The following is a 12,504-nucleotide window of genomic DNA, read 5'->3' on the forward strand; positions in this document are numbered from 1 at the left end:
GTGGCGCTGCGCATCGAGATGCTGCGCCACGGCGCGACGACGCAGCCGGCCTGCTACATCGGCCGCAGCGATCCGCCGCTGACGGAGCCGGGTCTCGTGCAGATGCGCACGGCGAGCGCTGGCGGCAGCTGGAGTCGCATCGTCAGCTCGCCGCGCCGGCGCTGCGCCGCGTTCGCACGCATGCTTGCCGCCGCGCGCGGTCTGCCGCTGTCGTTCGACGCGCGCTTCGCCGAACTCGACTTCGGCGACTGGGATGGCGTGCCGGTCGCCACGCTGCATGCTCGCACGCCCGGTGCGCTCGCCGCCTTCTGGCGCGATCCGCTCGGTCATCCGCCGCCGAACGGCGAAACGCTGGCGGCGCTGCAGACGCGCGTGCTCGCCGCGCTGCATGAGCTTGCCGGCGGCGGCACGGCGCTGATCGTCACGCACGGCGGCCCGCTGCGCATCGCCATCGCCGCCCGAGACGGGCTGCCGCTCGGCGCGCTGATGACGATCGACGTGCCGCACGCGGCGCGCTTCGCTTTCGCGATCGAGCGCGACGGCGCGGCGCTGCGCGTGCGCGATGCCGCGCGGGCGAGTGCCTGAAGCGATGCGTGTGCCAGCGCATCCGTTCTTCATCGCGCTGCAGTTCCTCACGCGCCTGCCGATCCGTCTCGCGGCCATACCCGACGACCGTGCGCGGGGCCGCTCGCTGCTCTGGTATCCGGCCGTCGGCGCGCTGCTCGGCGCGCTGCTGGCCGGCCTCGCCTGGCTCCTGCAGCCGCTGCCGCCTGCGCTGCAGGCGGCATTGCTGCTCGCGGTCTGGGCGCTGGCGACCGGCCTGCTGCACCTCGACGGTCTCGCCGATTGCGCCGACGCCTGGCTCGGCGGCCACGGCGTCGATGACGACGGGCGGGCGCGCACGCTGGCGATCATGAAAGACCCGCACTGCGGCACCGCCGCGATCGTCATCCTGGTGCTCGTGCTGCTGTTGAAGTTCGCTGCGCTGCAGGCGCTGCTGCAACGGCCGTGCGCGGCTATCACGCCGCTGTTCGCGCCGCTGCTCGCGCGCACCGCCGTGCTGCCGCTGTTCGTCAGCACCGCTTATGTGCGCAGCGGTGGCCTGGGCAGCGTGCTGGCGGCGCAGCTCGATCGCCGCGCCGCCGTCGCGGTGACGCTCGCCGTGACGCTGGCCCTTGCCGCGTTCGCGGGACCCGCCATCGCGGCCGTCGCCGTGACGCTGCTCGTCGTGCGCGCGCTGGCACTGCGCCGCCTCGGCGGCTTCACCGGAGACGTCGCCGGCGCGCTGATCGAACTGGCCGAGCTTGCGGCGCAGCTCGCGCTGCTGTGAGGGCGCCGCCGCATTCGTCGCGCGTGGTGAATTGACGTACTGTGGTCAGCCCCCGGGAAACGGAGTCCGGCATGAGCCTCTGGCGCCCTCTCGTCTCGCTGCTGTTGCCGCTGCTGCCGGCGCTCGCCGCCGCCGACGTGCCGGCGCAGGGTCGCGCGCTGTTCGCGGAGAACTGCCTGCTCTGCCATGCGGCCGGCGGCGATCTGCCCGGCGGCGCGACGGGCCCGGACCTTGCCGGGATCGTCGACCGCGCCGGCGCCGCGCAAGCGGACTTCGCCTATTCGCAGGCGCTGCGCGACGCGCGCCTGCACTGGGACCGCGACACGCTCGACCGCTTTCTCGCCGCGCCGACGCGCGTCGTCCCCGGCACGACGATGACGACGGCGATCGCCGATGCCGCGCAACGCCGCGCGCTGATCGCCTTTCTGGCGACCACGCGCGCGGTCGCGCCGGCGGCCGCCGCCGAGGGCGATGGCGGCGCCGCGGCGCGCCGCCGCTCCGGCGACTGGGACCGCGATGCGCCCGAGGTCGCGCATCGCATCGTCGCCGCCGAGCTGCCGCCGCCGTACAGCACGCCCTCGGCGCGCAAGGGCAGCGCAACGGCGGCGCGCCGCGACGGCGCCTTGCCGAAGGTGCCGTCCGGTCTCGTGGTCAGTGCCTGGGCGGAAGGCCTGGCCGCGCCGCGGCGGATTCGCGTCGCGCCGAACGGTGACGTGTTCGTCGCCGAGTCGGCCTCGAACCGCATCCGCGTGCTGCCCTACGTCGACGGCGCGGCGACCGCGCCGGACGGCGCCGACGGAACCATTTACGCCGCCGGCCTCGACGCGCCCTTCGGCATGGCTTTCTATCCGGTGAGCGGCGAGGCGCAGTGGCTGTACGTCGCCAACCGCAACTCGGTCGTGCGCTATGCCTACCGCAGCGGCGATCGCCAGGCCCGCGGCCAGCCGCAGACCATCGTCGCGCGGCTGTCGCCGCAGGCGGCGGGGCACGCGACGCGCGATCTGCAGTTCTCCGCCGACGGCCGCGCGCTGTACATCGCGGTGGGCTCCGCCTCCAACGTCGCCGAAGGCCTGCTGCCGAAGCAGAGCGCCGCGCAGCTCGCCGACTGGGATGCCCGCCACGGCGTCGGCGCGGCCTGGGGCGGCGAGGAGGCGCGCGCCACCGTGCTCGTCACCGATCCGCTCGGCAGGACGCCGCCGCGCCATTTCGCCAACGGCATCCGCAACTGCGTCGGCCTGGGCCTGCAGCCGGCGAGCGGCGCGCTGTGGTGCGCGGTCAACGAGCGCGACGGTCTCGGCGACGATCTGGTGCCGGACTACGTCACCCGCGTGCGCGAAGGCGCGTTCTACGGCTGGCCCTGGTACTACCTCGGCGATCATGAGGACCCGCGCCTCGCCGGCGCGCGGCCCGAGCTGCGCGGCCATGTCACGGTGCCGGACGTCCTGCTGCAAGCGCATTCGGCGGCGCTCGGCATCGTCTTCTACGAAGGCGCGACGGCGCCCGGCGCGCTGCCGCTGCGCTATCGCGGCGATGCCTTCGTCGCGCTGCACGGGTCCTGGAACCGCAGCAAGCGCACCGGCTACAAGGTCGTGCGCGTGCCGATGCAGGACGGCGTGCCGGACGGCGGCTACGTCGATTTCATGACCGGCTTCGTCGCCGACGACGATCACGTCCGGGGGCGCCCGGCCGGCGTCGCCATCGCCCGCGACGGCGCCCTGCTGGTCAGCGACGACCTCGGCGGGCGCATCTGGCGCGTCGCCGGCCAACCCTGATCCCCCGCGCCATGCTCGGCGCCCCTGATTCGAGAGGTTCTTCGATGATCAAGCTCGGACTCGTCGGCATCGGCAAGATCGCTCGCGACCAGCACTTGCCGGCGATCGTGGCGACCGATGGCATCACGCTCGTCGCCGCGGCGAGCCGCCATGCGCGTATCGACGGCGTCGACCACTACCTGCACATCGACGAACTTCTCGCCGCCGGTCGCGTCGACGCGGTGGCGCTGTGCACGCCGCCGCAGGGCCGTTACGAGCAGGCGCGCGCGGCGCTGCAGGCCGGCCGTCATGTCTTTCTCGAGAAGCCGCCCGGCGCGACGCTTAGCGAAGTGGACGACCTCGCCGCGCTGGCTCGCGCGCAGGGCCTGACGCTGTTCGCCAGCTGGCACTCGCGTTACGCGCCCGGCGTCGAAGCGGCGCGCGCCTGGCTGCAGCGCAAGCCGATCCGCAGCGTGCGCATCGACTGGCGCGAGGACGTCCGCCACTGGCATCCCGGCCAGGACTGGATCTTCGCCGCCGGCGGCCTCGGCGTGTTCGATCCGGGCATCAATGCGCTGTCGATCGTCACCCACGTCCTGCCGCGCGCCTTCTTCCTGCAGCAGGCGACGCTCGATTTTCCGGCCAACCGGCAGGCGCCGATTGCCGCCGAACTGACGTTCGCCGACAGTGCCGGCATCGACATCCGCGCCTCCTTCGATTTCCTGCAGACCGGAACGCAGACCTGGGACATCGAGATCGTCACCGACGCCGGCACGCTGCGCCTTGCGGGCGGTGGCGCGGCGATGTTCGTCGACGGCACCGCGCAGCCACTGCCGCCGGAAGCCGAGTACCGCGGACTCTACGCGCGCTTCGTGCAGCTGATCAGGGAGGGGGGCGAGCGACGTCGACCTGCGTCCGCTGCGCCATGTCGCCGACGCCTTCCTGCGCGGCGAGCGGCGTATGGTGGCGGCCTTCGACTGGTAGCGCGCGCCGCGATGCGATACTGAGGGCTTGAAACGGCGGCGTCCGGCCGCTCGGGTTCCGCGATGCTGCTCCAGGCCCTCGATCCGCAACTGCTCGCGCCGCTGCTCGCGGCGCTCTGTGTTTCCGCGGCCGCGCTCGGCCTGCCGGTGCCGACCATGCCGGCGCTGATCTATGCCGGCAGCGCCGCGGTCAGCGCCGACGGCGGCGTCGCCGTGCTCGCCGCCAGCTTCGCCGGCGCCGTGGCCGGCGGCTTCGCGGGCGATACCGTGTGGTACATGGCCGGCCGGCGCCATGGCTTTCGCGTGCTGCGCATGCTCTGCCGCCTGTCCCTGTCGCGCGACAGCTGCGTGCGCCGTACCGAGACCTTCTTCGCGCGGCGCGGCGTGCGCATCCTGCTCGTCGCGCGGTTCCTGCCGGGCCTGTCGGTCGTCTCGGTGCCGATGGCCGGCCTGTCGCTGGTGCCATTCCGCCGCTTCGCCGCCCACGACCTGGTCGGCGTGGCGCTGTGGGTGGCGACCGGGCTCGCGCTCGGCGGCCTGCTGTCCGGGCAGATCGATGCGCTGCTGGGCCTGCTGCAGACCGTCGGCCTGGGCTTCGGCTATGTGGTCCTGCTGGTGCTCGCCGGCTTCATCGCGCAGCGCTGGTGGCGCCGCCGGCGTCTGTTGCGCCAGCTGCAGGCGAGCCGCATTTCGGTCGACGAGCTGTACACGCGGATGGCGTCCGGCGATGCGCCGCTGCTGATCGACGTGCGCACCGCGCTGAACCGCCAGCAGGACCCCTGGCTGATTCCCGGCGCGATCACGCCCGAACCCGACGTGCTCGACCTGGCGCTGGCCGATCTGCCGCGTGACCGCAGCATCGTCGTCTATTGCGCCTGCCCGAACGAGATCAGCGCCGCCCAGCTCGCGCAGCGCATGCGTGGGCTCGGCTTTCACGACGTGCGGCCGCTGCTCGGCGGCCTGGACGCCTGGCGGGCCGCCGGTTGGCCGCTGCAGGCGCTCGACGGCGAGCCCGCCGACGCGGCGCAGGCCTGCGGCGCGGCCGAGCTCGCCCGCCCCTGATCCGCCGTCGCGCCGCGCGCCGCCCGCCGGCCGGCCCGTCGCCGCGTCGCGCGGCGGAAATCTCCATTGCCGCGTCGCCGCCCGCTAGGCTCTCCGCTGAATGGGTGAGGCGGACTCACCAGAAGCCCGGCACGCTGCCGGAAATTCAGGCCCAGGCCATCGCCGCTCCTCGCTCCGGGGGACTGGTGAGCGCCACGCAGGAGAAGTCATGGCGGACGTCAACGAGAATCCCGTGCTGGTCGAGCGCCGCGGCGCGGTGCTGTGGATCACCCTCAACCGCGAAGCGCGGCGCAACGCGCTCAACGAGCGCGTCGTGCGCACGATCGACCAGGCGATCGCCGCGGCGAGCACGGACGGCCAGTCGCGCGCCATCGTCATCACCGGCGCCGGCGACAAGGCCTTCTGCGCCGGCGCCGATCTCGCCAAGAACACGCAGGGCTTCGCCTTCGCCGTCGACTTCGCGCGGCCCAGGCACTACATCGTCGATCTGTTCAAGCGCCTGCAGGAATGCACGCTGCCGGTCGTCGCCCGCGTCAACGGCCACGTCATGGCCGGCGGCTTCGGCCTGCTCTGCGCCTGCGACCTGGCGATCGCCGCCGACGACATCCGCATCGGCACCACGGAGGCGAAGATCGGCCTGACGCCGATGATGATCCTGCCGTACATGCTGCGCGTGCTGCCGCCGCGCCGTCTGCAGGAGATGTGCATCACCGGCGAGCAGTTCAGCGCCGCCGAAGCGCTCGAATGGGGCGTCGTCAATTACGTGGTGCCGCGCGCCGAGCTCGACGCCAAGCTCGACTGGCTGCTGGCGCGCATCACCGACAAGTCGCCGACCGCGATCCGCCTCGGCAAGCAGGCCTTCAACGCCATTCGCGACATGAGCCTGCGCGAATCGCTCGAATACGCGCAGGCCATGGTGCCGGTGATGTCGTCGACGCAGGACGCCAAGGAAGGCATGGCGGCCTTCGAGGAAAAGCGCAGGCCGAACTTCACGGGAAACTGAGCCGACAAATGAGCCGTCATGTCACGTTCCCCTCCGCCCGCATGGCGGGGGGAAGGGTCAGGGGAGGTGAGCCCTTGCGTAGCCCGCCGCGCGACGCCGGTTCCCCACCTCGCCCGACCCTCTCCGCCCCGAGGCGCAGAGGACCCCCTATGACTCCATTCGAAATGGTCCGCCGCTGCGGCGGCGCACATCCAGGTCATCGGCAATGAAAGATCAAATCCGCATCGGCTGCGGCGCCGGCTTCTGGGGCGACTCGGCCGAAGGCCCGAAGCAGCTCGTCAACTCGGGCGAGATCGACTACCTGGTGCTCGACTATCTCGCCGAGATCACGATGTCGCTGCTGGCGCGCGCGCGCGCCAAGGACCCGAACGCCGGCTACGCGACCGATTTCCCCTCGGTCGTCGCCGGCCTCGCCGGCAAGCTGAAGAGCGGCGGCATCAAGGTCGTCACCAATGCCGGCGGCGTGAACCCGTCCGCGTGCAAGGCGGCGATCGAGGAGAAGCTGAAGGCGCTCGGTGTCGAATTGAAGATCGCCATCGTCACCGGCGACGATCTGCTGCCGCGCGCCGCCGAGTTCGCCGGCGTCAAGGAAATGTTCACGGGCGCGGCGATGCCCGAGAAGCTGTGGAGCATGAACGCCTATCTCGGCGCCTTCCCGATCGTCGAAGCGCTGCGCCAGGGCGCCGACATCGTGCTGACCGGCCGCTGCGTCGACAGCGCCGTCGTGCTCGCGCCGCTGGTCCACGAGTTCGGCTGGGCGGCGGAGGACTACGACAAGCTGTCGGCGGGCAGCCTCGCCGGCCACATCATCGAATGCGGCGTGCAGGCCACCGGCGGCGCCAGCACCGACTGGGAGAAAGTGGCCGCCGACTGGCCCCGCATGGGCTTCCCGATCGCGGTCTGCAAGGCGGACGGCCGCTTCGTCGTCACCAAGCCCTCCAACACCGGCGGCCGCGTCGCGCCGGACACCATCGCCGAGCAGATCGTCTACGAGATCGGCGATCCGGGCGCGTATCTCCTGCCCGACGTGTCCTGCGACTGGCGCAACATCCAGCTGACGCAGATCGCTGAGAACCAGGTTGAAGTGAGCGGCGCGCGCGGCTACGCGCCGACCGATGCCTACAAGGTTTCGGCGACCTACCAGGACGGCTTCCGCGCCACGGCGCTGATGATGATCGGCGGCATCGACGCGGTGAGAAAGGCCGATGCGGTCGGCAAGGCCATTCTCGAACGCACGCGGGCGCTGTTCGCCGCGCGCGGATTCGCCGACTACCTGCGCACGGACGTCGAGGTGCTCGGCAGCGAAGCGAACTGGGGCGCCAATGCGCGTCGCCGCGATGCGCGCGAAGTGCTGCTGAAGATCGCCGTGCAGCACGCCGACAGCAAGGCGCTCGATCTGTTCGGCCGCGAAGTGATCCCGCCGGCGACGGCGATGGCGCAGGGCATCACCGGCTTCTTCGGCGGCCGCCCGACGCCGACGCCGCTGGTGCGCCTGTTCTCCTGCCTGGTGCCGAAGCGCGCGGTGAAGATCGAGGTCGATGGCCAGCCATATGAACTGCCGGCGGCCGCCTACGGCGTCGCCCGGCCGGCCGCGCCGGCGGCCACCGTCGTGCCGAAGGCGCAGGCGATCAGCGGCCCGACCCGGACCGTGCCGCTGATCGCGCTCGCCTATGGCCGTTCCGGCGACAAGGGCGATGCCGGCAACATCGGCGTGCTGGCGCGCAAGCCGGAATACGTGGCGATCCTGCGCGAGCAGCTGAGCAGCGACGCGGTGCGCCAGTACTTCGCGCATTTCTGCGAAGGCCCGGTCGAGCGCTTCGAGATTCCCGGCCTGCACGGCTTCAACTTCCTGATGCAGCGCGCGCTCGGCGGCGGCGGCACCGCCAGCCTGCGCTTCGATCCGCAGGGCAAGATGCTGGCGCAGATCCTCATGGACTTCCCGCTGCAGGTGCCGGCCTCGCTGGAGCTGACGTCGGCGTGAGCCGCGTCGCTGCCAAGGTCGCCGCACGTCCGGCGCCGCGCATGGAGCGCGGCGAGCGCGTCGCCGCAATCCTGCAGGCGGCGCGCGACGTGTTCTGCGAAAAGGGCTACGAGGCGACGGCGGTGTCGGAGATCGCCGCGCGCCTCGGCGTCGTCGAAGGCACGATCTACAAATACTTCGCGACCAAGCGCGAGCTGCTGCTCAAGGTCCTCGAATACTGGTACGAGGAAATGTTCGGCGACTACGCGCGCGACCTGGCCGGCGTGCGCGGCGCGCGCGCGCGCCTGCGCCTGCTGGTCTGGCGCCACCTGCGCTCGGTGCGCGACTACCCGCTGCTGTGCCGCCTGATGTTCCGCGAGGTGCACGGCGAGGCCGACTACCGCGGCTCCGGCCTGCATGCGATGAACCGCCAGTACACGCAGTTCCTCGTCGGCGTCATCGACGAAGGCCGCGCCGGCGGCGAATTCCGCGATGACATTCCGACGACGCTGCTGCGCGACATGGTGTTCGGCGCGATCGAACACCACAGCTGGCCCTACGTGGCGCGCGCCGTCGCCGCGGCCGCCGGCGGCCGCGACGAACGCGGCGAACTCGATATCGACGCCGCCGCCGAGCAGATCACCGCGGTGCTCTGCGACGGCATCGCGCGCAGCCGCGACGAACAGGACGGCCTGCGGCGACTCAGCGCGCTCGCCGCGCGTCTCGAAAAAGCAACGCAGAAGAGAAAGTAAGGAGCCGCGCATGGCTGCGCCGATCACCGAGACCCCGACGCCCGACATCAAGAACTGGCCCTTCACTACCGTGCTCGTCGCCAATCGCGGCGAGATCGCCGTGCGCGTGCTGCGCACGGTGCAGAAGCTCGGCCTGAGGGGCGTGGTCGTCTACCACGCCGCCGATCGCGGCACGGCCGCCGTGAAGATGGCCGATCAGGCCATCGAGATCAGCGGCGCGACGCCGGTCGCCGCCTACCTCGACGGCGCGCAGATCATCGCCGCCGCGAAGTCGGCCGGTGCCGGCGCGATCCATCCGGGCTACGGCTTCCTGTCGGAGAACAAGGGTTTCTGCGCGGCCGTCGAGGCGGCCGGCATCCGCTTCATCGGCCCGACGCCGGAGCAGATCGACCTGATGGGCGACAAGGTGCGCGCGCGCACCTACGTCGAGAAGGCCGGCTTCCCGGTCGCGCCCTCGGCGATCGAGGACGATGATCCGGCGAGCTTCGTCGAGCGCTCGCGCCAGGTCGGCGCGCCGCTCTTGATCAAGCCGAGCGCCGGCGGCGGCGGCAAGGGCATGCGCATCGTCCGCGATCTGGCGCTGCTGGAGCAGGAAATCGAGCGCGGCCGTTCGGAAGGCCAGCGCTATTTCGGCGACGGCCGCCTGTACTGCGAGCGCTACATCGAGAATCCGCGCCACATCGAAGTGCAGGTGCTCGGCGACGGCCAGGGCGGCGTCGTGCATGTGTTCGAGCGCGAGTGCTCGGTGCAGCGCCGCTTCCAGAAGATCGTCGAGGAGACGCCGTCGCCGGCGCTGTCGCCGGCGCTGCGCGCGAAGATCTGCGAGACGGCCGCCGGCATCGCGCGCTCGATCGGCTACCGCAACGCCGGCACCGTCGAGTTCATCTTCGGCCAGGGCGGCGAGTTCTACTTCCTGGAGATGAACACGCGCCTGCAGGTCGAGCATCCGGTCACCGAGGAGATCACCGGCATCGATCTGGTGCAGGAGCAGCTGCGCGTCGCCGCCGGCGAGACGCTGGGTTACGGACAGGGCGATGTGAAATCGCAGGGCCATGCCATCGAGTTCCGCATCTACGCCGAGGACGCCGCGCGCGGCTACACGCCGACCACCGGGCCGATCCTCGTGCTGCACCCGCCCGAGGGTGAAGGCGTGCGCTGGGACAGCGGCGTGCTGCAGGGCGGCGAGGTGACCTCGGCCTTCGATCCGATGATCGCCAAGCTGATCATTCGCGGCACGGATCGCAAGGACGCGATCGCCCGCGCCGACAAGGCCCTGAAGGAAACCGTGCTGCTCGGCTGCAAGACCAACACGGCCTTCCTGCGCCGCCTGATCGCCCATCCGGCCTTCGTCGCCGGCGATGTGCACACCGGCTTTCTCGACGCCAACCCGCAGATCGCCGCCGAACCGGAACTGCCGAGCCAGACGCTGCAGGCCCTGCTCGCCGCCGCGGCGCTCAGCACGCGGCCGATGCGCGATGTCGCCGACGCGGTGCCCGATCTGCATGCGGCGATCGGCGGCTGGAGGAATTAATCGATGCAACACGCCTTCAGGCTCGGCGACGCCGAGCACAACATCGCGCTGTCGCGCTCGGCGCGGGCCTATCGCCTGCACGTCGGCGAGCAGGTGCTCGACGTCGATCTCGCCGTCGCCGCCGACGGCCGCGCCTGGCTGACGCTGGGCGAGCGCCATCTCGAAGTCGTCGTCGCCACGCGCGGCGACGACGTCTTCGTGCATCTCGACGGCGAGGCCTACCAGCTGCGCTACCGGCATCCGCTCGACCGTCTCGCCGCGGCCGCGGGCGGCAGCGCCGCAGACCACATCCGCGCGCCGATGCCGGGCAGCATCGTCGCCGTGTCGGTCAAGGCCGGCGATGCGGTGACGAAGGGCCAGACCCTGCTGGTCATGGAGAGCATGAAGATGGAGACGACGATCGCCGCGCCGCGCGACGGCGTGGTCGCCGCCGTCGCCTACGAGAAGGGCCAGACCTTCGATCGCGATGCGCTGCTGCTCAGCCTTGAACGTGCCGCCGGATAAAGCACGGAACCCATTTGACAGCCGGCGCCAGGGATGGCGCCGGCTCGTACAGGAAGTACAGGCATGAAAAGAATTGAATCCAAGCTCAATACGGCTTCCGCCGACTTCCAGGCCAACGCCGAGCACAATCGCCGTCTCGCCGAGGAGTTCAAGGAAAAGCAGGACAAGGTCCGCCATTCGCGCCCGCAGCGCGACATCGACCGCCTGCGCGACCAGAAGAAACTGCTGGTGCGCGAGCGCCTGAACCTCTTGCTCGATCCGGGCACGCCGTTCCTCGAGTTCTCGTCGCTGGCCGCCAATGAGGCGTATGGCGGCGAGGTGCCGGGCGCGGGCTGCGTGACCGGCATCGGCATCGTCTCCGGCCGCGAGGTCGTCATCAACGCCGGCGACGCCTCGGTCAAGGGCGGCGCCTGGTATCCGCTGACGGTGAAGAAGACGGTGCGCGCGCTCGACATCGCCATCGAGAACCGCCTGCCGGTCGTGCATCTCTGCGACTCGGCCGGCGGCTTTTTGCCGCTGCAGGCGGATCTGTTCGCCGACAAGTACATGGCCGGCCGCATCTTCCGCAACCAGTGCATGCTGTCGAAGATGGGCGTGCAGCAGGTGTCGGTGGTGCTCGGCCACTGCACGGCCGGCGGCGCCTACGTGCCGGGCCTGTCCGACTACAACGTCATCGTGCGCGGCACCGGCGCGATCTTCCTCGCCGGCCCGCCGCTGGTGAAGGCCGCGACCGGCGAGGACGTGTCGGTCGACGAGCTCGGCGGCTGCGACATGCACACCAGCGTGTCCGGCACCGCCGACTATCCGGCCGCTTCGGAGGAAGAGGCGATCGCCATCGCCCGCGACATCGTCGCGCAGTTCAAGCGGCCGCAGAAATCGCCCATCGAGTGGCAGGAACCGGAAGCGCCGTACTACGACGCGCGCGAGCTGTACGGCATCCTGCCGCGCGACATCAAGGCGCAGTTCGACATGAAGGAAGTGATCGCGCGCCTGGTCGACGGCTCGCGCTTCCACGAATACCAGCCGGCCTACGGCAAGACCCTGATCTGCGGCTACGCGCACCTGTGGGGCTACAAGGTCGGCATCCTCGCCAACAACGGCGTGCTGTTCAACGACAGCGCCCTCAAGGGCGCGCACTTCATCGAGCTGTGCAACCAGGGCCGCGTGCCGCTGATCTTCCTGCAGAACATCACCGGCTTCATGGTCGGCAAGGAATACGAGCGCCGCGGCATCACCAAGGACGGCGCCAAGATGATCATGGCGGTGTCGAACTCGGAAGTGCCGAAGTTCACCGTCATGTGCCACGGCTCCTTCGGCGCCGGCAACTACGGCATGAGCGGCCGCGCCTTCGACTCGCGCATGCTGTTCAGCTGGCCGCAGTCGCAGACCTCGGTGATGGGCGCCGAGCAGGCCGCCAACACGCTCGCCGACGTCAAGATCCGCCAGCTCGCCAGGCAGGGCCAGAAGCTCAGCCAGGCCGACATCGACGCCATCCGCGATCCGGTGCTCGGCGAGTTCAAGCGCAAGCAGAGCGCGTACTACACGACTTCCGAGATCTGGGACGACGGCATGCTCGACCCGGTCGACACCCGCAACGCCCTCGGCATGTCGATCTCCGCGGCGCTCAA

Annotated in this window: 10 protein-coding genes and 1 pseudogene; all 11 read left to right on the forward strand. The window is 70.9% G+C overall.

From position 1 onward, the window contains the following. Nucleotides 1-585 (forward strand): histidine phosphatase family protein, encoded by a 585-nt coding sequence (locus K344_RS0114585; RefSeq protein ID WP_028081284.1) that lies wholly within the window; start codon nt 1-3, stop codon nt 583-585. Between the two features lie 4 nt (nt 586-589). Beyond that, complete coding sequence (locus tag K344_RS0114590; protein ID WP_028081285.1) at nt 590-1,330, forward strand: adenosylcobinamide-GDP ribazoletransferase; 741 nt, start codon at nt 590-592, stop codon at nt 1,328-1,330. Between the two features lie 71 nt (nt 1,331-1,401). Next, on the forward strand, nt 1,402-3,102 hold the full coding sequence (locus K344_RS0114595) for a PQQ-dependent sugar dehydrogenase (RefSeq protein WP_084197472.1): 1,701 nt from the start codon (nt 1,402-1,404) through the stop codon (nt 3,100-3,102). A 44-nt stretch (nt 3,103-3,146) separates the two neighbouring features. Continuing rightward, nucleotides 3,147-4,065: pseudogene (locus K344_RS21910) on the forward strand (Gfo/Idh/MocA family protein). 62 nt (nt 4,066-4,127) lie between these two features. Next, nucleotides 4,128-5,126, forward strand: coding sequence for a DedA family protein/thiosulfate sulfurtransferase GlpE (locus K344_RS0114605; RefSeq protein ID WP_051362256.1), 999 nt, complete (start codon nt 4,128-4,130; stop codon nt 5,124-5,126). A gap of 208 nt (nt 5,127-5,334) precedes the next feature. Next, nucleotides 5,335-6,129 (forward strand): enoyl-CoA hydratase-related protein, encoded by a 795-nt coding sequence (locus K344_RS0114610; RefSeq protein WP_028081288.1) that lies wholly within the window; start codon nt 5,335-5,337, stop codon nt 6,127-6,129. Between the two features lie 205 nt (nt 6,130-6,334). Then, entirely contained in the window at nt 6,335-8,110 is a 1,776-nt protein-coding gene (locus K344_RS0114615) for an acyclic terpene utilization AtuA family protein (RefSeq protein ID WP_028081289.1), read from the forward strand. Next, nucleotides 8,107-8,841, forward strand: a complete 735-nt coding sequence (locus K344_RS21915; protein ID WP_051362257.1) for a TetR/AcrR family transcriptional regulator — start codon at nt 8,107-8,109, stop codon at nt 8,839-8,841. Before K344_RS0114615 ends, K344_RS21915 begins: the two co-directional genes overlap by 4 nt. A 10-nt stretch (nt 8,842-8,851) precedes the next feature. Beyond that, the gene (locus tag K344_RS0114625) at nt 8,852-10,372 is read left to right on the forward strand and encodes an acetyl-CoA carboxylase biotin carboxylase subunit (protein ID WP_051362258.1); all 1,521 of its coding nucleotides are present in this window, start codon (nt 8,852-8,854) and stop codon (nt 10,370-10,372) included. 3 nt (nt 10,373-10,375) lie between these two features. Then, nucleotides 10,376-10,876, forward strand: coding sequence for an acyl-CoA carboxylase biotin carboxyl carrier protein subunit (locus K344_RS0114630; protein WP_028080804.1), 501 nt, complete (start codon nt 10,376-10,378; stop codon nt 10,874-10,876). 63 nt (nt 10,877-10,939) lie between these two features. Next, nucleotides 10,940-12,504: acyl-CoA carboxylase subunit beta (locus K344_RS0114635; protein WP_028080805.1), on the forward strand; the 1,565-nt coding region annotated here is incomplete at its 3' end.

Origin of the sequence: Solimonas soli DSM 21787, from assembly GCF_000474945.1 — a bacterium.
Lineage (GTDB): Bacteria > Pseudomonadota > Gammaproteobacteria > Nevskiales > Nevskiaceae > Solimonas > Solimonas soli.